The sequence below is a fragment of the Vibrio sp. sp1 genome, from assembly GCF_016920955.1.
GTDB classification, from domain to species: Bacteria; Pseudomonadota; Gammaproteobacteria; order Enterobacterales; family Vibrionaceae; genus Vibrio; species Vibrio alginolyticus.
The window spans coordinates 2,677,564-2,696,947 of sequence record NZ_CP060589.1 but is presented as its reverse complement, the minus strand read 5'-3'; the positions used below and the strand labels follow the sequence as shown (position 1 = coordinate 2,696,947).

The 19,384-nt window shown below is 44.4% G+C and carries 19 protein-coding genes, 1 riboswitch and 1 other annotated feature; of the genes, 8 read left to right on the top strand and 11 right to left on the bottom strand.

All coding sequences use genetic code 11. The features are described from left to right. Window positions 1–94 precede the first annotated feature (94 nt). From H9L11_RS12660 to H9L11_RS12645, 4 genes are all read left to right on the top strand, one after another. Window positions 95–589 carry a peptidylprolyl isomerase gene (locus H9L11_RS12660; protein WP_205390797.1) on the top strand — a complete coding sequence of 165 codons (495 nt, stop codon included), beginning with the start codon at window positions 95–97 and terminating at the stop codon, window positions 587–589. Between the two features lie 60 nt (window positions 590–649). After that, entirely contained in the window at window positions 650–1,387 is a 738-nt protein-coding gene (lpxH, locus tag H9L11_RS12655; protein WP_005389817.1) for a UDP-2,3-diacylglucosamine diphosphatase, read from the top strand. Window positions 1,388–1,485: 98 nt separating this feature from the next. Continuing rightward, entirely contained in the window at window positions 1,486–2,700 is a 1,215-nt protein-coding gene (locus H9L11_RS12650; RefSeq protein ID WP_205390796.1) for an EAL domain-containing protein, read from the top strand. A gap of 87 nt (window positions 2,701–2,787) precedes the next feature. Beyond that, on the top strand, window positions 2,788–3,303 hold the full coding sequence (locus H9L11_RS12645; protein ID WP_005378159.1) for a YchJ family protein: 516 nt from the start codon (window positions 2,788–2,790) through the stop codon (window positions 3,301–3,303). A 275-nt stretch (window positions 3,304–3,578) separates the two neighbouring features. Here H9L11_RS12645 and hisIE read toward each other — a convergent pair whose 3' ends face one another. The 9 genes from hisIE to tet(35) form a co-directional block, all read right to left on the bottom strand. Further along, entirely contained in the window at window positions 3,579–4,214 is a 636-nt protein-coding gene (hisIE, locus tag H9L11_RS12640) for a bifunctional phosphoribosyl-AMP cyclohydrolase/phosphoribosyl-ATP diphosphatase HisIE (RefSeq protein WP_033905093.1), read from the bottom strand. Next, window positions 4,211–4,984, bottom strand: a complete 774-nt coding sequence (hisF, locus tag H9L11_RS12635) for an imidazole glycerol phosphate synthase subunit HisF (RefSeq protein WP_004749837.1) — start codon at window positions 4,982–4,984, stop codon at window positions 4,211–4,213. The genes hisIE and hisF overlap by 4 nt, the downstream gene beginning before the upstream one ends. Further along, on the bottom strand, window positions 4,966–5,703 hold the full coding sequence (gene hisA / locus H9L11_RS12630) for a 1-(5-phosphoribosyl)-5-[(5-phosphoribosylamino)methylideneamino]imidazole-4-carboxamide isomerase (protein WP_033905092.1): 738 nt from the start codon (window positions 5,701–5,703) through the stop codon (window positions 4,966–4,968). The genes hisF and hisA overlap by 19 nt, the downstream gene beginning before the upstream one ends. A 12-nt stretch (window positions 5,704–5,715) precedes the next feature. Then, window positions 5,716–6,330 (bottom strand): imidazole glycerol phosphate synthase subunit HisH, encoded by a 615-nt coding sequence (gene hisH, locus H9L11_RS12625; protein WP_033905091.1) that lies wholly within the window; start codon window positions 6,328–6,330, stop codon window positions 5,716–5,718. 26 nt (window positions 6,331–6,356) lie between these two features. After that, window positions 6,357–7,430: a bifunctional histidinol-phosphatase/imidazoleglycerol-phosphate dehydratase HisB gene (gene hisB / locus H9L11_RS12620; protein WP_033905090.1), complete on the bottom strand. Its 1,074-nt coding sequence runs from the start codon at window positions 7,428–7,430 to the stop codon at window positions 6,357–6,359. A gap of 69 nt (window positions 7,431–7,499) precedes the next feature. Further along, on the bottom strand, window positions 7,500–8,540 hold the full coding sequence (hisC, locus tag H9L11_RS12615) for a histidinol-phosphate transaminase (RefSeq protein ID WP_054575133.1): 1,041 nt from the start codon (window positions 8,538–8,540) through the stop codon (window positions 7,500–7,502). Between the two features lie 12 nt (window positions 8,541–8,552). Continuing rightward, window positions 8,553–9,851 carry a histidinol dehydrogenase gene (hisD, locus tag H9L11_RS12610; RefSeq protein WP_171342733.1) on the bottom strand — a complete coding sequence of 433 codons (1,299 nt, stop codon included), beginning with the start codon at window positions 9,849–9,851 and terminating at the stop codon, window positions 8,553–8,555. Between the two features lie 5 nt (window positions 9,852–9,856). Further along, entirely contained in the window at window positions 9,857–10,753 is an 897-nt protein-coding gene (gene hisG, locus H9L11_RS12605) for an ATP phosphoribosyltransferase (protein ID WP_005378180.1), read from the bottom strand. A gap of 53 nt (window positions 10,754–10,806) precedes the next feature. Beyond that, window positions 10,807–10,944 (bottom strand) — a sequence feature (His leader region). A 180-nt stretch (window positions 10,945–11,124) separates the two neighbouring features. After that, window positions 11,125–12,726: a tetracycline efflux Na+/H+ antiporter family transporter Tet(35) gene (gene tet(35), locus H9L11_RS12600; RefSeq protein ID WP_205390795.1), complete on the bottom strand. Its 1,602-nt coding sequence runs from the start codon at window positions 12,724–12,726 to the stop codon at window positions 11,125–11,127. Window positions 12,727–12,835: 109 nt separating this feature from the next. Further along, a riboswitch (Lysine riboswitch) is annotated at window positions 12,836–13,018 on the bottom strand. A 582-nt stretch (window positions 13,019–13,600) separates the two neighbouring features. Between tet(35) and H9L11_RS12595 the strand changes: the two genes are divergently transcribed. Next, window positions 13,601–14,008, top strand: coding sequence for an H-NS family nucleoid-associated regulatory protein (locus tag H9L11_RS12595; RefSeq protein WP_005378185.1), 408 nt, complete (start codon window positions 13,601–13,603; stop codon window positions 14,006–14,008). A 127-nt stretch (window positions 14,009–14,135) separates the two neighbouring features. On the opposite strand, the gene H9L11_RS12590 is transcribed toward H9L11_RS12595, so the two are convergent. Together H9L11_RS12590 and H9L11_RS12585 are read right to left on the bottom strand one after the other, a co-directional pair. Continuing rightward, window positions 14,136–15,440 carry an inosine/guanosine kinase gene (locus tag H9L11_RS12590; protein WP_205390794.1) on the bottom strand — a complete coding sequence of 435 codons (1,305 nt, stop codon included), beginning with the start codon at window positions 15,438–15,440 and terminating at the stop codon, window positions 14,136–14,138. 116 nt (window positions 15,441–15,556) lie between these two features. Beyond that, a complete protein-coding gene (locus tag H9L11_RS12585; RefSeq protein WP_005437209.1) occupies window positions 15,557–15,826 on the bottom strand; it encodes a hypothetical protein in 270 nt (89 codons plus the stop codon). A 190-nt stretch (window positions 15,827–16,016) separates the two neighbouring features. Here H9L11_RS12585 and mnmA point away from each other — a divergent pair, with 190 nt between their 5' ends. The 3 genes from mnmA to purB all read left to right on the top strand — a co-directional run bounded on the left by mnmA (window position 16,017) and on the right by purB (window position 19,293). After that, window positions 16,017–17,141, top strand: coding sequence for a tRNA 2-thiouridine(34) synthase MnmA (mnmA, locus tag H9L11_RS12580; RefSeq protein ID WP_005378192.1), 1,125 nt, complete (start codon window positions 16,017–16,019; stop codon window positions 17,139–17,141). Between the two features lie 10 nt (window positions 17,142–17,151). Further along, window positions 17,152–17,769, top strand: coding sequence for a high frequency lysogenization protein HflD (gene hflD, locus H9L11_RS12575; RefSeq protein WP_005378194.1), 618 nt, complete (start codon window positions 17,152–17,154; stop codon window positions 17,767–17,769). 153 nt (window positions 17,770–17,922) lie between these two features. Beyond that, a complete protein-coding gene (purB, locus tag H9L11_RS12570) occupies window positions 17,923–19,293 on the top strand; it encodes an adenylosuccinate lyase (RefSeq protein WP_005378198.1) in 1,371 nt (456 codons plus the stop codon). Window positions 19,294–19,384 lie beyond the last annotated feature (91 nt).

Below are 19,384 nucleotides of genomic sequence, written 5' to 3'. Positions count from 1 at the left end.
CACAAAACGAAGAATTTCCTCTTCCTGAGTTTTTAAAGCACTAGAACTTAGGCTAGAATCTCGGGCTCAACACAACACAGTAAAGGAAAGTAGCATGATCACCCTTCACACTAATTTTGGTGACATCAAGATTCAACTAAACGAAGAGAAAGCGCCAGAGACAAGCGCAAACTTCCTTCAGTACTGCCGCGACGGTTTCTACGACAACACGCTTTTCCACCGTGTTATTGACGGCTTCATGATCCAAGGTGGTGGTATGGAGTCTGGTCTACGTGAAAAAGCGACTCGTGCACCTATCAAGAACGAAGCAAACAACGGCCTAAGCAACAGAGTGGGTACACTTGCTATGGCACGTACTATGGAGCCGCATTCAGCAAGCTCTCAGTTCTTCATCAACGTAAACAACAACACATTCCTAGACTTCCGTAGCGAAAGCCTAGACGGTTGGGGTTACTGTGTGTTCGGTGAAGTAATCGAAGGCATGGACATCGTAAATAAGATCAAAGGCGTTAGCACTGGTTCTTACGGCATGCACCAAGACGTACCTCTAGAAGACGTAGTAATCACTGGTACAACAATTGAAGAGTAATTCTTAGGAATTATTTTTAAAAGATAAGTTAATGGGGAGGCATAGCTTCCCCTTATTTCTATGACGACATTATTTATTTCCGATCTTCACCTTACCCCATCACGTCCTGATATCACGGAATGTTTTGTGACGTTCATGCGAACAGAAGCAACAAAAGCTGATGCACTTTATGTACTCGGCGATCTGTTTGAGTTCTGGATTGGTGACGATGACAACACCCCTTTTGCAGACCAAATCCGCGCAGAATTTAAAGCACTGACGGATGCGGGTGTGCCAACTTTTTTCATCCAAGGCAATCGAGATTTTTTACTCGGCAAACGCTTTTGCAAAGAAACCGGTATGACATTACTCGACGATGTCTGCACGATTGATCTTTATGGTCAAAAAGCCGTAATCCTACATGGCGATACGCTCTGCATTGACGATGTGAAATACCAAGAGTTTAGAAAAACCGTTCACAAGCCATGGCTACAATGGTTGTTTAACCGTATTCCTTGGTTCATTAAGAAGAAAATTGTCTCAAAAGTTCAATCCGATATTCGTGATGATAAAATGAGCAAGTCATTAGATATCATGGACGTTAACCAAAATGAGGTCGAGAAAGTGATGTCTCAGAACTGCGTCAACTTAATGATTCATGGTCACACGCATCGCCCGAACACACATTTTTTTGACGTCGATGGCGTTAAAAAGACCCGAATTGTTTTAGGGGATTGGTATACGCAAGGCTCAGTTTTAAAAGTAAATTCTGATAGTTTTGACCTACAAACGAGACCGTTCATACAGAATTTGCGTTAAGCATGTAGAGCTTGTAGAAGATTCACGCTCAAGTCGTAGATATTTTGTAAAAAATCGCTATTATCATAATACTAAGTTAAACAGAACGAAGTACCTAATTGAAGTATTCTTACGTAGCTCGCCAACCGATTCTGGATAGAGAAAAACGAACCATAGGTTACGAACTCCTCTTTCGAGACGGCCCTAAAAATACCTTCCCTGAAGTAGAACCAGAGCTGGCTACTAGTCGACTGCTATCCGATCATTTTTTATCGACGCATTACAACACATTAGGAAACAAACTTGGCTTTGTTAACTTTCCGCATCAAAGCTTGGTGAACTTGGTCCCAACTTTGTTTCCTAAAGAATCTCTCGTCATTGAAGTCCTTGAAGACTGCGAACCGACAAAAGAACTGTTAGAAGCCATCAAGCACCTTCATGAGTGCGGGTACAAAATTGCTCTGGATGATTTTGTTCCGACGAAAGCTTGGAAGCGTTTTCTTCCATACGTTTCCATGATCAAGTTTGATATTAGACTTGTGCCGATCAAGAAAGCTGCCATTTTTATTCAGGCGTTGAGCCCATTTAAAATCGACTTTCTTGCGGAAAAGGTAGAGACCTATGAAGAGTTTGAGCAAGCTCTAGAAGCCGGTTTTAACTATTTTCAAGGGTATTTTTTTAGCAAACCTGAGATGATCCAGAAAAAACGGTTGAACCCCGCGTTTCTTACCGTCATCCAACTTTGTAAAGAGATTGCAGATAAGCCCATCGACTTCAATGAGGTTGAACGTCTGTTTTCGATTGATGTGACGCTGTCATACAAGTTGCTTACTTACGTAAATTCAGGATATACATTAACGACTAAGATAAAATCGTTCAGACAGGCGCTTATTTATCTGGGTGAAGAGCGACTACGACGCTTTATTTCCTTAGTTGCAATTGCGTCCGTTCAAGAAGATAAACCTGACTCTCTTTACTCTTTAGCGATTCAGCGTGCACGAATGTGTGAACTGTTACTTAGTCAAATGAACACTAGGTATGACCCTGGGCAGGCTTTTTTAACAGGCATGTTTTCTTTACTCGGATCTTTGCTCGATCAACCTCTCTCGGATGTCATTGAAGATATCCCCGTTGACGAAGATATAAAACTCGCATTAACCAGTCGAAAAGGCGTACTTGGTCACTTACTTTCGATGACGATCGCCTACGAACAAGCGGACTGGGAGTTAGCCGAGCGATATTGCACCGTTCTTAAATTAACCGAACCTCAATTAGCAGACGCTTTTAATCAATCGACGGAATGGGCTCAAGAACTGCTGTCTCAAACGCCCTAAACGGCTATAATGCCCCAAAGAATACCTGCGACCTCACTTATGTGGGGTTGTTTGTTTTTACCGCTTAATTAATCGAGATTTCATTTTATGGCTTCTTCTTGTCCTTGCGGCTCTAACCGCACCTACCAACAGTGTTGTGAAATTGCCCACAATAACCACGCTGACGTCACCACTCCGGAGCAGCTAATGCGCTCTCGTTACAGCGCGCATGTGTTAGGTCTAGTGGATTACGTGGTGAACACATACCACCCAAGCTGTAATGCAGAAGAGCAACGTGAAGGCATTGCCCAATCTATCGACAGCGATTGGTGCAAGCTTGAGGTAGTGAAAGCTGAAGCGGGTTGTAACGAGAATGAAGGTTTTGTTGAATTCAACGCTTACTTTGACGAAGACGGCAAACGCTACTGCATGACAGAGCGTTCTCGCTTTGTAAAAGAAAATGGGCTTTGGTACTACATTGACGGCACGTTTCCAGAAGAAGAGCTAGAAGAAGAACCAGAACAAGATCCTCGCCTAAACCAACCAGTGAGTAGCCTAAAAGTAGGTCGTAACGACCCGTGTATCTGTGGAAGCGGTAAGAAATTTAAGAAGTGTTGTGGGTAAGATCATCCACTCCTAGCTTATTGAGCTCGATTTAATTGGATTCTTGACTTCGCCTAGGTTCGTTGGAGTGACGTTAATATATGTACCTATTTGAAGTAAATAACTCTACTGCAAGTACCATTAGAAAATATACCGTCATTCTGAACAGCGAGGGACGAGCGTGATTCAGAATCTAATCGCCACCAGCACTGTTGCCGGTTTTTGCCCCGAATCAAGAACACTAAAGTAAAAAGCCCCTAGGCTCGAGAGCATAGGGGCTTTCACTTATCGCAAGCTTACTTATGACGCTCTTTCAGTTTATTCACTACGTCATTCATCGATAAGCCTTGGTCTTGAAGCAATACCATTAAGTGGTAAATCAAATCTGCTGATTCACACACTAACTCCGACTTATCGCCCGACGTCGCCGCAAGCGCGACTTCAACGCCTTCTTCGCCCACTTTTTGCGAAATACGCTTGGTGCCACGGGCATAAAGACTGGCAGTATAAGAGGAATCTGGGTCGGCACTCTTGCGGGCAGCCAGTAACTGCTCAAGTTGATGAAGCCACACCATTTGTGACTCCTCTTGAGGGTCCACATCCCAGCAAGTTGTGTTACCCAGGTGACACGTAGGGCCAATGGGATTAACTTTCACCAGTAGCGTATCGTTGTCGCAATCGAGCTGCATGTTCACCAATTGCAATACGTTGCCAGAAGTCTCACCTTTCGTCCAAAGACGTTGCTTGGTGCGAGAGAAGAACGTCACTTGACCTGTTTCACCCGTTTTTGCCAACGCATCTTGGTTCATGTAACCCATCATCAGCACTTGGCTTGATTGGAAATCTTGTACGATGGCAGGTACCAGACCATCCACCTTTTCCCAGTTGATTCGCTCAGCTAGCGAACTTACTTCGGCGGCTTTCACACTCATAGTCGTACCTCAATGCCTTGTTGTTTCAAATACTGCTTTAGTTCACCAATATTGATGACTTGCTTGTGGAATACCGATGCGGCAAGCGCGCCATCCACATTTGCTTTTTGGTAGGCTTCTGCGAAGTGCTCCATGGCACCAGCACCACCCGATGCAATCAATGGCACGTTACACACTTCACGCACCATATTAAGTTGTTCAATATCGTAGCCGTTACGCACGCCGTCTTGGTTCATCATGTTCAGTACGATTTCACCAGCGCCGCGTTTTTGTACTTCTTGCACCCAATCACGCGTTTCCCATTGAGTTGCTTTGGTGCGTTCTTCATCACCGGTAAACTGGTAAACCTGATACTTACCTGTCTCTTTGTCGTAGTATGAATCGATACCAACGACGATACATTGCACACCAAACTTATCAGCAAGGTCAGTAATCAGTTGCGGGTTCGCCAATGCAGGTGAGTTGATGGACACTTTGTCTGCACCAAACTCAAGAATGCGCGCTGCATCTTCCGCTGATTTAATACCACCAGCCACACAGAAAGGAATATCAATCACTTCTGCAACGCGAGCGACCCAACTTTTATCGACGACACGACCATCACTTGAAGCGGTAATATCGTAGAACACAAGCTCGTCTGCGCCTTCTTCTGCATAACGCTGTGCCAGAGGAACGATATCGCCAATAATTTCATGGTTACGGAACTGAACGCCCTTTACCACTTGTCCATCACGAACATCAAGACATGGAATTATTCGCTTTGCCAACATGCAAACGCCTCCTCTGCTGTGAACTTACCATCTAACAGTGCACGACCAACAATCACACCAGCCACACCGCTGCCTTTTAGCGCTTCGATATCTGCTAATGAGCCAATGCCACCTGAAGATTGAAACTGCACTTGTGGGTACTGTTTGCATAGGTCAACGTAAAGCTCTACGTTTGAGCCTTCTAGCGTACCGTCACGAGAAATGTCCGTACAAAGCACGTGCTGCAAACCTACCGTTAGGTAATCGTTGATCAGAGCTTCGATAGTCACGCCTGAGTCTTCTTGCCAACCAGAGATCGCCACTTTACGCGTGCCGTCTTGATCGATGTTGATGTCTAGCGCGAGAACGATTTTCTCTGCGCCGTATTTTTCCATCCAACATTTCACAAGCTCTGGCTGTTTTACTGCTGTAGAACCAACAACAACACGCTGAGCACCAGCTTCTAGCAGGTCAATCACGTCTTGCTCTGTACGTACGCCGCCACCGATTTGGATGTTCGCTGGCGTGCTTGCTAGTAGCTTTGCAATCAAATCAAGCTGGCGTGCTGTCGTGTCTTTCGCGCCAGTTAAATCCACCAAGTGCAGCCAGTTAGCACCCGCTTGGTGGTACAAGTTGAACTGCTCTGCTGGGTCGACTTTGTACTCGGTTACTTGGCCGTAATCACCTTGATAAAGGCGAACCACCTGTCCTTCAATTAAATCAAGAGCTGGAATAATCACACTAAATCCCTTTTATAATTCTAAGAAGTTTTGAATAAGCTTCGCGCCCGCTTTTGAAGAACGCTCAGGGTGGAATTGCACGCCGTAGTAGTTACCGCTTTGTACTGCTGCTGTGAACGGGTTGCCGTACTCGCATTCCGCAATCGTGTAATCCCCAACAGGCATTGCAAAGCTGTGCACGAAGTAGAAGTACTCACCTTCTTCAATACCTTTGAAAAGTGGATTACCTGCTTTTGCAGACACTGTATTCCAACCCATGTGCGGCAGCGGTAAATCGCCGGTTTGTAGCAACTTCACTTCGCCATCACAAAGTCCAAGACACTCAACCAACTCGTCGGCTTTCTGCCCTTTCTCTTGAGACACTTTGCCCAACAGTTGCATGCCTAAACAGATACCTAGCAATGGCTTTTCTACCTGTTTTACCAAGCTGATAAGATCGCGCTCTTCTAGATTCTTCATCGCTTCGCTGGCGGTTCCCACGCCTGGTAGGAATAGCTTATCTGCCGACAATACAACTTGCGGATCTTTTGAAATAGTTACGTCATAGCCTAGGCGTTTAATAGCAAACTTCACCGAAGAGACGTTGGCACAGCCAGTATCGATAATGACAACTTTCTGTTCTGTCACTGTTTTTCTCCTTGCTAAAGTTAGCCTTAAAGCACGCCTTTACTACTTGGTAGCTCAGTGCCTTCTACTTTGATTGCTTGGCGCAAAGTACGACCAAACGCTTTAAACAAGCTTTCAATGATGTGGTGATCATTGTTGCCCGCAGAAGACAGGTGCAGCGTACACGCTAATGTGTCAGTCAGAGAACGGAAGAAGTGAACCACCATCTCTGTTGAAAGATCACCCACTTGCTCACGGCTGAATTGCGCGTCGAACTTAAGGTAAGGACGACCTGATAGGTCTAGTGCGCATTGCGCCAAACACTCATCCATTGGCAAACTAAAGCCAAAGCGACCAATACCACGCTTGTCACCCAGTGCTTCTTTCAACGCTTGACCCAACGCAAGAGCGGTATCTTCTACTGTGTGGTGATCATCAATGTGCAGGTCACCTTCTACTTTGCACACCATCTGGAACCCGCCGTGTGTCGCGATTTGATCCAGCATGTGGTCGAAGAAGCCAAGACCAGTAGAGATGTCATTGCCGCCTTGTTCGTCAAGATTAACGAATACTTTGATGTCCGTTTCTTTTGTGGTGCGAACCACTTCAGCAACGCGTGCCTTCACCGTGAGATCTTTCAGGATCTGTTTCCAACCCATGGTTTCTGGGTTGTATTGAATGCCACGAATTGCCATGTTTTCTGCAAGTTGAAGATCAGTTTGACGATCGCCAATCACAACAGAATTTTGGAAATCCACTTTGCCACCTTGAAGGTACTCTTTTACCAAGCCCAATTTAGGCTTACGGCAAGAGCAGTTATCTTCATCAAAGTGAGGACAAATCAGCACATCATCAAACTTCACACCTTGAGATTCAAAGATCTCCATCATCATGTTGTGTGGTGCATCAAAATCTTCTTGTGGGTAGCTGTCGGTACCCAAACCATCTTGGTTCGTGACCATCACTAGACGGTATCCTGCATCCTGCAACGACAACAGGCTTGGGATAACAAATGGCTCTAGCTTTAGTTTGTCTAAACGGTCTACTTGAAAATCAATCGGCGGCTCGACAATTAAGGTGCCATCACGATCAATAAAAAGGATTTTTTGTTGTTTGCTCACTCGAACTTCCTTATTGCTATTCTTTTGGCGCTCCCGCTATTGAGCGAGAGCGATAAATTCTGTCTCTATTTATGCGTAGTAGTTTCTGATAAATCCAAGCGTTTTTTCGCACTCGTCACGGTTACCCACACTGATACGCACACAATTTTCAATTGGCGAGTTACGCAAAATAATGCCCGTATCCCAAGCCGCTTTGAAAAGGTCATCGCCATCTGGGAATTTCACCAATAGGTAGTTCCCCCACCCTTCAAACACTTCCAAGCCCGGAATCATTGAAAGGCCAACTTGCAAGTAAGCACGGTTTGCATTCAAATCGAGAACTTGAAACTTCGCTCGTGCTAAACCAGCTTCCGAAAGCGCCTGAGTCGCAATTTCTGCCACTGGAACTGGGACTGGGTAAGGTGCGATAACTTTAAGAAGTACATTAATAAGCTCTTCGTTCGCAAGCGTAAATCCACAACGCAGACCTGCAAGCGCAAAAGCTTTCGACAGAGTACGCAGAATCGCAAGATTCGAGTATTGCGCCAGTAGGTCCACCGTTGACGCTTCTGGACAAAAATCGATGTACGCTTCATCCATCACCACGATTGCACGGTCTTTTGTCATCTCAAGCAGAGACACAATGTCCTCTCGCTTAACCAAGTTACCTGTTGGGTTGTTTGGCGAACATACAAAAACCAGTTTCACGTTATCCAGATTAGCTTCGATGCCTGCAAGGTCTAGTTGCCAATCTGACGTTAGCGGCACGGTTTTACGCTCTACACCTATGGTTTCTGCACTGATGGCGTACATGCCGTAAGTTGGTGGGCAGTAAAGAATCGCATCTTCACCCGGCTCACAGAATGCACGAATTAATAACTCAATACCTTCATCAGCACCGCGAGAAGTCAGCGTTTGTTCTGGTTTCACACCCGCATACGCTGCATAAGCGGAAATCAGTTCTTTCGGTTGGCATTCGCTGTAACGATTAAGACGAGCAAAGTCTGTTTTATATTCATTATTGAATGGCGATTCGTTGGCGTTTAGCCATACGTCACCCGTACCACCGATTCGGCGAGCCGACATATAAGGGGTAAGCTGTTGGACTTGTTTACGCGCTAGCTTTTCCATCTCATTACTCTCTTATTCTTTCTTACTTGCTAATTTTTCTACGCGAATGGTCACTGCACGTTTGTGCGCATCCAGACCTTCTGCTTCCGCCATGGTGACCACAGTTGGTGCAAGGTTCTTTAGGCCATCAGCAGACAGTTCTTGAACCGTCATACGCTTGGAGAAATCGGCCAAACCTAAGCTTGAATACGTGCGTGTGTAACCGTAAGTAGGAAGAACGTGGTTGGTGCCCGATGCGTAATCACCTGCTGATTCAGGCGACCAATCACCTAGGAAGATAGAACCTGCGTTATCTAATAGAGGTAAAAGCTCGCGTGGGTTCTTAGTCTGAACAATTAAGTGCTCAGGACCGTAGTAATTCGAAATGGAAACCGATTGAGTAAGAGACTCGGCAATGATGATCAAGCTTGAAGCCAATGCTTGCTCTGCGATGTCCGCACGAGATAGCTCCTTAAGCTGACGTTGAACCGCATCCGTCACTTTATCAGCAATCACAGGAGAAGGAGTCACCAATACCACTTGAGAATCAGGACCGTGTTCTGCTTGGCTCAAAAGATCCGCAGCGATAAAGTCTGCATCTGCGGTTTCATCGGCAATCACAAGAACTTCTGATGGCCCTGCTGGCATATCAATCGCAGCACCGCGGAAATCATTGCTAACCTGTCGTTTTGCTTCGGTCACGTAAGCGTTGCCCGGACCAAAGATCTTATCTACTTTCGATACAGTCTCGGTGCCATAAGCCATTGCAGCAACTGCTTGGCCACCACCGACGTTGTACACTTCATCAATGCCACACAGCTTCGCGACATAAAGGATCTCATCAGCGATTGGCGGTGGAGAACAAAGAACGACTTTACGACAACCTGCAATTTTTGCAGGAACGCCGAGCATCAAAACAGTCGATGGCAAAGGCGCACTGCCACCAGGAATGTACAAACCCACTTTTTGAATTGGACGTGTTACTTGTTCACAAAGAACACCTGGCTGCGTTTCCACCTTGAGCGGTTGCGGCTTTTGCGCTTTGTGGAACTTAGAAATATTGGCGTAAGCTTGCTCTAGTGCGCTCTTCATTGACTCTGACAAACGCTCTGACGCTGCCTTAATTTCCTGAGAAGAAACACGAATGGATTCAGGCTTAACACGGTCAAACTTTTCTGTCAGCTCAATAAGAGCAGAGTCACCTTCTTCTCGAACTTTAGCAATAACTTCGGCCACAGCAGTGGTGATATTGGCACCTTCTGCAATAGCAGGGCGCTCCAAAATAGAGTCTTGCTGATTCTCACTTAATGATTGCCAAACGACTGTTCTCATGATGCTTACTCCATCATTTTTTCAATTGGTAGAACGAGAATTGAACTTGCGCCCAACTCTTTCAGCTGTTCCATTGTTTCCCAGAATAGGTTTTCAGAACTCACTAAGTGAACAGCCATTTTCTGCTTATCTGCAGAAAGAGGAAGAACAGTTGGGTCTTCAGCACCTGGCAGTAGTGCTTTAATTTGATCTAACTTCTCTGCTGGGGCGTGAAGCATAATGTACTTAGATTCTTTCGCTTGCTGCACGCCTTGCATACGAGTTAACAGCTTTTCGATTAGCGCCACTTTGTCTGCGTCGAACTCACCTGTGCGTTGAATCAATGTCGCTTTTGATTTAAAGATAATTTCAGCTTCTTTAAGGCCGTTCGCTTCCAGTGTTGCACCTGTAGAAACCAAATCAGCGATAGCATCAGCGAGACCCGCGCGAGGGGCAACTTCTACAGAGCCTGTCAGCATACATGTAGAGAATGGAACGCCGGCTTCATCCATGTACGCTTTTAGAAGTTGAGGATACGTTGTAGCAATACGCTTGCCAGCTAAGTCTTGTGGACCGTTGTACTCTTCGTCCTTGTCGATTGCGATAGATAAACGACAGCCACCAAAATCAAGTCGACGAAGCTGAACAAACTCGCAGGGTTCACCTAATGCTTTGCGGTCAAGGCGAACTTCTTCTAGTTCATTTTCGCCAATAAAGCCAAGGTCAACCACGCCATCCATAATTAAACCTGGGATGTCGTCGTCACGAACCAAGAGTAAATCAATTGGCATATTTTCAGAATGGACAACTAAACGCTCGCCCATTACGTTGAACTTTACGCCGCACTGTTTTAGTAGAGCTTGACTCTCTTTGCTAAGACGACCTTTTTTCTGAATTGCGATTCTTAAACGTTGTGTTTGCATTGCTTTGTCCCTATGCAAGATTTTGATATCTAAGTATTTTTCAAACTAATAAAACTAAAAAACCCTCGGGAGATTGAAGTCTCCCGAGGGTTTAAAATCTGCTTTTACTTTGATTTTACCTCCGGGAGTTTCCTGCCTCCCGGGTATGCGTACATCGCCCGAAAGACTAGATTGGGTGATGATGGTGATGAATGTTCATTACAAAATTACGCATACTTATTTCAAGGCTCTTCTCATTTGCTTTGTTACCAACCACACTAACCAAGCTGATTACTTTTTTCAACCCTTAATTTTAAAAAAATTCGAATTGTATAATACAAATAAAAAAGGAGGCCGAAGCCTCCTAAAAATTTACTTTTTAAATCAGTGAATTACGCACTCTGGCAAGACGCTATTTTAGACTTTGAAAGCCATGACAAAATAGCGCAAACGATAACGAATGTTATCGACGCTGCAATAAACGAAAACGCAATTGAAGCAGTCATACCAAGGGCAATAAAGCCCACGCATGAAACAAGCGCGACTGATAATGCATAAGGTAGCTGTGTTGATACGTGATCAATGTGGTTACAACGTGCACCCGTCGATGACAAGATAGTCGTATCTGAGATTGGTGAACAATGGTCACCGAATACCGCACCAGCTAAAACCGCACTCAGCATCGGTAGCATTAGCGCTACGTCTGTTGCGCCAGCCATGTCACCCGCGATTGGTAGCATAATGCCGAACGTACCCCATGAAGTACCTGTTGAGAACGCCATCAGGCCAGACAACAAGAATAGGATAACTGGGAGCCAATGAGGGTTGATATTGCCCTGCGCCATTGTCGAAAGGTAAGTACCAGTCTTCATATCACCGATAACAGAACCAATGGTCCAGGCAAATACTAAGATTAGAATCGCACCAAACATAGACTTAGCACCAATCCAAAGTGTACGTGCGATCTCAGCCATTGGTAGACCTTGCTTCACAACAGTAAACACTGCAACTGCTAAGCCAAGCAAGCTACCGTAGATTAGTGATGTACCTACATCTGTATTTTCAAAAGCACCAAGAAGCGCAAACTCCTTACCATCAGCAGCCAATGCTTGGCCACCCGTGTAAAGCATTGAAGCGATAGTCGCGATAATCAGCGTCACGATAGGAAGTATCAAATCTGACACTTTACCCTTTTCACTTTCACGGATATCTAGCTCTTCGTTTAGGTCATGCGCTTCTTGCGAGTCATTTTCTTTGTCTTTATCAAAGCCACGACCTTGCGATGCAGAGATCTCATGCTCACGCATTTTACCAATATCAAGACCAAACCACGCAACAGCGAACACCATTAGCAGCGCAAAAACGGCGTAGAAGTTCATTGGAATAAGACGAACATATGCGCCAAGAGCCGAATACTCTGTGATCCCATGTGAGACTAAGATCCCGCCAATAATAGTAATAATGTAAGCACCCCAGCTAGAAGCAGGCATAATTACACACATTGGAGCAGCGGTTGAGTCTAGAATGTACGCAAGCTTAGCGCGAGACACATAAAAGCGATCGGTTACTGGGCGAGAGATCGCACCAACAGCAAGGCTATTAAAGTAATCATCGACAAAAATGAATACGCCTAAAAAGGCGGCAAGAAGTTTGGAGCCGCGTTTACTCTTCACTCGAGATTGTGCCCATTCAGCAAAAGCACGAGTACCGCCAGATAGCGTTAATAAAGCTGTTGTCATACCTAATAAGATTAGGAAACCAACAATGCTCATGTTCCAAGTGTTAATTCCGCCATCTTCAATAAAGACAGAAGAAACTTGAGAACTGACGTAACCTGCGGTGTCGCTGATAGACCAGCTATTAAGTAGCACCGCACCTAGCACGATACCTACACCCAAGGAAACTAATACACGTCGAGTCAAAATCGCCAAAGTCAAAGCGACAATAGGTGGCAATAATGAAACAGGAGAACTAGAAAAATCTATTAAATTCATGATCTTCAAAAACCAAAGTTTGGCTAGAGATCTACTGCAGACAAGTCACGTAGCATACGATACGTGCTCATGTTGAACTTAGCGACAGGGAAGCGAACACTCCACCCAACCCTACAGTAGCGCTCCATAGTTTAATGTGAATATATACTATGGCAGTGTTGTTCCTTTCAGATACAACCCCAGCAAGTAACTTTGATGAGTTACTTACTTCGGCAATCTTCGCCTTCCACTATTATTCATTGGCATCACCCCAATAATAGCTACTCTTCGAGACCGCGCCTCTACGGCAACAACAAACAATTAACCACTAACTGTACAAATTAACAACAAATTGTCTGCAATATTGCATCAGGTGGCAGCCATTGTACTTATGATGAGAGTCAATGCAACACATCAAACTAAATTAAACAAATAAATAATGACTGAGATAATTTATAAACCTTGCCTACTTCCATAAGTTTTGTGCAACTGAAATCACATCAATCATGTTATTTATGAAACATTATTACTACCTTAGAAATATCATGGTTTATCTTATATCAATAAATTAAGGATATATGACACAGCATTAAAGATGGATGCTTCATATTTTTAAGTAATAACTCAAATTTTTTTATAAAAAACCAAGCTGTCACTCTCTCTATACAATAATGATTGTTGATTTTAGTTCTCATCTAATAATGATTTATTTCGAGTGTAATAATATTAATTGCTTTAAAAAATAGTCAAATTTAAACAAAATCTTGATTTAGCATTTGCACATAAGGAAAAGATAAAGTTAAATATAAGGACTCTTTGTTTATTTATAGATTGGCATTATTTAATCGTAACGATAAAAAGTGCCCAACACATTAACCTTTTAATAGGAATCGTTATGTCAGAGCTGACTAAAACCCTTCTAAATATCCGTAGCCTTCGTGCATTTTCTCGTGAGCTGACTCTAGAACAATTGGAAGAAGCTCTAGATAAACTCACTACTGTCGTAGATGAGCGTCGTGAAGCAGAAGAAGCAGAACGCGCAGCACAAGCAGAGCAAGAAGCTAAGCTTGCAGAGATTGCTGAGAAAATCGCTCAAGACGGTATTGACGTAGAAGCACTTATTACTGCGCTATCTGGCGAAACTAAGACGAAAGGCAAAGCGAAGCGCGCACCTCGCCCTGCTAAATACAAATACACAGATTCAAACGGTAATGAGAAAACTTGGACTGGCCAAGGTCGTACACCTTCGGCGATTCAAGAGCAACTTGATGCAGGTAAATCTCTGGATGAGTTCCTAATCTAGATCCGTGCTATTTTTAAAAGGCTCCCATAGGGAGCCTTTTTTATTTAAACCATTACAAATAAAAAAGGCACATTTCTTAATGTGCCTTTTACTTTAGTTACAGAATAGTTAATTAAACCGCTTCGTATTAACGTTCCCAGTATGCTTCTTCTAGGCTATCTTCCCGCTCAGGAAGTCCGCGCGACAATCGTGGTGAATGTTGCACGAGAACTTCGTAGCTAGCACGGTTTGCGTATTTGCAGACTTGAGAAAAAGAAGAGTAAGTTAAATACTCGTTACTGTGCTTGCTTGAATTAGGCACATTTTCTTTATGGTATTTATTTGCTGCCATATCATGAAGAACAGCAGATAACGCAGCATCACCTGCGCCATTTGTATTCTTAATTTTTTCTGGGCCACCCATATATGGCGAGATATGCGAGTACACTTTTATTGGCGTCTCGCATGAGTCTTTTTTCGCCGGACGACTGAATTCATAACGATTAAATTCAGCAATTGACCCTGGAAGTAATGGCAAAGAAGTTTCGCGCTTCGCGCTATCTTCCGTATACCCAGCCATAAATAGACCTACAGGACCCGCCGTGCACAATACTAGATCAGCCCACTCCAATGTTTTATCAGACGCAGCAAGTGGATCAGATTCCCCCGTCAGTGCTTCTGCTTCGTCTTCGTTCATCGCAACGACAGAAACATTGTCGCGAATGAATTCTTGCCAGAATGTTGGATCATCTTGAATAACAAATTTAGTACCTAGCGTTAATACCACTGGTACATCGTGCTTTTTCGCGTATTCAATAGCACGCATCGTTGCTTCCGGCATTGGGTCGCCTTCTTTACAACGAACAAGGTATGCAGTAAGAACTAGAGCAGATGCGCTCTTGAAGATCTTCTCAGGGATATTGTCTGGGTGAAGTTGGTTCATTTGACCTTCGCTGATTGCGAAAGTACGTTCACCATCTTCGGTAATCAGAGCAAAACAACGACCGATTGCACCGTCAACACCTTGTAGGTAGTTCAGGTCCATACGGCTAGATGTGTTACATAGGTAGCGGTAACCGTAGCTGCCGATTTTGATATCTTGGCTCATTACGCCCAGAAGTGTTGAACGGTCATCGGCCAACACTGAATAGTTGTGCAGCGTATTACCGATCGTACCACCTGCATACTCATTGGTAATCAGGCATTCTGCTTTTAGCTGTTGGTACAAAGCTTCTGCTGTTGCATCATCAATAACCAACGAGTGTCCTTTACTCAAACCGTACTTTTCAATCACATCCGTTGTCACTTTCGCTTCAATATCAACCAGCGTTTGATCAATGCCGATGATGTGTGTGCGCGTCATCTTTTTACTTTCTTGTGCTTGGCTCACCAATGGGTCACGAGCATGAACAGGAAAATAGTGCTTGGATTTGCGTTGTCCAGGAAATTTCATATTGTTAGTCTGAGTAAGGGATGAAAAGGAGAACGGATTCTATACCGCCGTTATTAAAGCAGCAATAAAGGCAATTATAGCAAACGTTTGCAGTCTGCTTTTTTCTTTCAATCGGCCTATTCGCCTTCCATGAAACCCAAATCTGGTAATTGATCAAGGTGCTCGCTGTAGCGTTTCAGATTGAATTCACCTTCGTTTTTCATCACGTCGAAAATCTCAATCGACATTGCGCATGCCATCATCGCAACCGCATCTTCACGTGGTGTACCTGTCATCATTAAACGCATCAAGGTTTCTTTTACTTTGAGCGGATTGCCATCTTCTAGCTGATTTTCAACAATTTCAATCAACTCACTTTCTTGCATAAATTGGTTTTCTTCAGTCATTTGCTTTTTCCTCTTGGATTTTTGCCAACTATGCCATATATAACCCTTCTATACTTATCGAATTTAACCCTCACCTTCGCATTTGGATAAATTTAAGCCAAAATCGAAGTGTGATTTCGATCTCGGATCTGTCACCGGTCAGTGGATTCTGGTAGAATCTGCGTCCCGTTAATTTTAGTGGTGTTTAGTAATGTCTGATAACAGCCAAAAGAAAGTCATCGTCGGTATGTCCGGCGGCGTTGATTCATCTGTTTCTGCGTATCTTCTAAAGCAACAAGGCTACCAAGTAGAAGGCCTGTTCATGAAGAACTGGGAAGAAGATGACAACGAAGAGTATTGTACAGCAGCAGAAGATCTTGCTGATGCTCAGGCAGTATGTGACAAGCTGGGCATTCACCTACACACCATCAACTTTGCTGCTGAATACTGGGATAACGTATTTGAGTACTTCCTTGCAGAATACAAAGCAGGTCGTACACCAAACCCAGACATTCTTTGTAACAAAGAAATCAAGTTCAAAGCATTCCTAGAGTTCGCTGATGAAGTGCTTGATGCGGATTACATTGCAATGGGTCACTACGTGCGTCGTTCTTTCCCTGAAAACGGTGAAAAACCACAAATGCTACGTGGTCTAGATGGCAACAAAGATCAAAGCTACTTCCTGTACACATTAAGCAACGAGCAAATCGCACGTAGCCTATTCCCTGTTGGTGATCTAGAAAAGCCAGAAGTACGCCGCATTGCGGAAGAGCAAGATCTAATCACAGCGAAGAAGAAAGACTCTACGGGTATTTGTTTCATCGGTGAACGCAAGTTTACAGAATTCCTAGGTCGCTACCTTCCAGCTCAACCAGGTAACATCGAAACACCTGAGGGCGAAGTGATTGGTCAACATCAAGGCCTGATGTACCACACTCTTGGTCAGCGTAAAGGTCTGCACATCGGTGGCCGTAAAGGTGGCGGTGGTAACGAAGACCCATGGTTCGTTGGTGAGAAAGACCTAGAGCGTAACGTTTTGATTGCCGTTCAAGGTAAAGACCATCCAATGTTGAAATCAGAAGGTCTACTTGCATCACAACTTCACTGGGTAGATCGTGAGCCAATTCGCGATGTTATGAAGTGCACAGTGAAAACTCGTTACCGTCAGGAAGATATTCCTTGTACAATCATCCCTATCGATGATGAAAACATTAAAGTTATCTTTGACGAGCCACAAATTGCTGTAACTCCAGGTCAATCAGCAGTGTTCTACAAAGGTGACGTGTGCCTAGGTGGCGGCATCATCGAGCAACGCATTAAATATTCTCAAGCTTAGGAGTCGTTACGTGGCGAATACACTTTATGACCGTACTATCGCTTTCGCTGGGATTTGCCAAGCTGTTGCTTTAGTTCAACAGGTAGCGAGAAACGGACATTGTGATCAAGATGCTTTTGAAACATCAATCAACGCTATTTTGAGCACTAACCCTGCTAACACAGTTGGCGTATTCGGTCGCGAAGCCGATCTAAAGCTCGGCCTAGAATGCTTGGTTAAAGGGATTGATAGCACACCATCAGGCAGTGAAATTACTCGTTACATTATTAGTTTAATGGCGTTAGAACGTAAGTTAAGCTCTCGAAACGATGCTATGTCTCAGCTTGGTGATCGTATTCAAATGGCCAAGCGTCAGTCAGAGCACTTTGAGCTACTAGACGATCAAATGATCAGCAATTTAGCGAGCATCTATCTGGATGTCGTTAGCCCTATTGGCCCACGCATTCAAGTAACGGGCACGCCATCTGTACTGCAGCAGACGGCAAGCCAACACAAAGTTCGTGCGCTGTTGTTATCTGGCATTCGTAGTGCAGTTCTTTGGCGTCAAGTTGGTGGTAAGCGTCGCCACCTAATCTTCGGGCGCAAGAAGATGGTAGAGCAAGCACAAATCCTTCTTGCTCGTCTGTAGTAAAATATCAAATAAGCAGCTCGCGTTTATCGCGAGCTCATTTTTTTCGACTAAAACAAATCTCGCGCAAACGTTTGCGCAATATTCGTGACAATTGCCACAGTTATTGGTATAAAGCTCACGAAATTTAGAAACCCAATTCAGGAGAACATCATGGAACTGTCAGCATTGACTGCTGTTTCACCAGTAGACGGCCGTTACGGAAGCAAGACAATTGCGTTACGCGAAATTTTCAGTGAATACGGTCTACTAAAGTACCGTACTATCGTTGAAATCCGCTGGCTACAAAAGCTTGCTGCTACTGCTGAAATTGCAGAAGTGCCAGCGTTTAGCGCAGAAGCAAACCAATTCCTAGACGACCTTGCTGCAAACTTCTCTGAAGAAGATGCACGCCGTATCAAAGAGATCGAGCGTACAACTAACCACGACGTAAAAGCGGTTGAGTACTTCCTAAAAGAGAAAGTAGCAGACGTTCCTGAACTGCACGCAGTAAACGAGTTCTTCCACTTCGCATGTACTTCTGAAGACATCAACAACACATCACACGCTCTAATGCTTAAAGAAGCGCGTGAGAACGTGATTCTTCCAGAAATCCGTAACCTAATCGACGCTATCAAAGCACTAGCAGTGGAATACCGCGACATTCCTCTTCTATCTCGTACACACGGTCAGCCTGCTTCTCCATCTACTATGGGTAAAGAAATGGCAAACGTGGCGTACCGTATGGAGCGTCAATTCAAGCAAATCGAAAACGTTGAGATCCTAGCGAAAATCAACGGTGCAGTAGGTAACTACAATGCACACCTTTCTGCTTACCCAGAGCTAGATTGGCACAAGTTCTCTGAAGAGTTCATCACAGAGTCTCTAGGCGTAACTTGGAACCCTTACACAACTCAAATCGAACCGCACGATTACATCGCTGAGCTGTTCGACGCTATCGCTCGTTTCAACACTATCCTGATTGACTTCGACCGTGACGTTTGGGGTTACATTGCACTAGGCCACTTCAAGCAAAAAACTATTGCTGGTGAGATCGGTTCTTCAACAATGCCTCACAAAGTTAACCCAATCGACTTTGAAAACTCAGAAGGTAACCTAGGTCTTGCGAACGCTGTATTCGGCCACCTAGCACAGAAACTGCCTATCTCTCGTTGGCAACGTGACCTAACTGACTCAACGGTTCTACGTAACCTTGGTGTTGGTGTTGGCTACGCTATCATCGCTTACACTTCGACACTTAAAGGCATCAGCAAGCTAGAAGTAAACCGTGAAGCGCTTCTTGCTGAACTAGACAAGAACTGGGAAGTACTAGCTGAGCCAGTACAAACCGTTATGCGTCGTTACGGCATCGAGAAGCCATACGAGAAGCTGAAAGAGCTAACTCGTGGTAAGCGTGTAGACGGCGAAGCAATGCGTAACTTCATCGACGGTCTTGAGCTTCCTGAGCACGAGAAAGCACGTCTGAAAGAGATGACACCAGCGAACTATATCGGTCAAGCAATCGAGCTGACAGATAAGCTGTAATACTCCTGTAACGACCAGATACTTAAAAGGTTGACGCGAAAGCGTCAACCTTTTTTAGTTAGGAGAGTTAGGTCGGGAGAAAATAATTTTA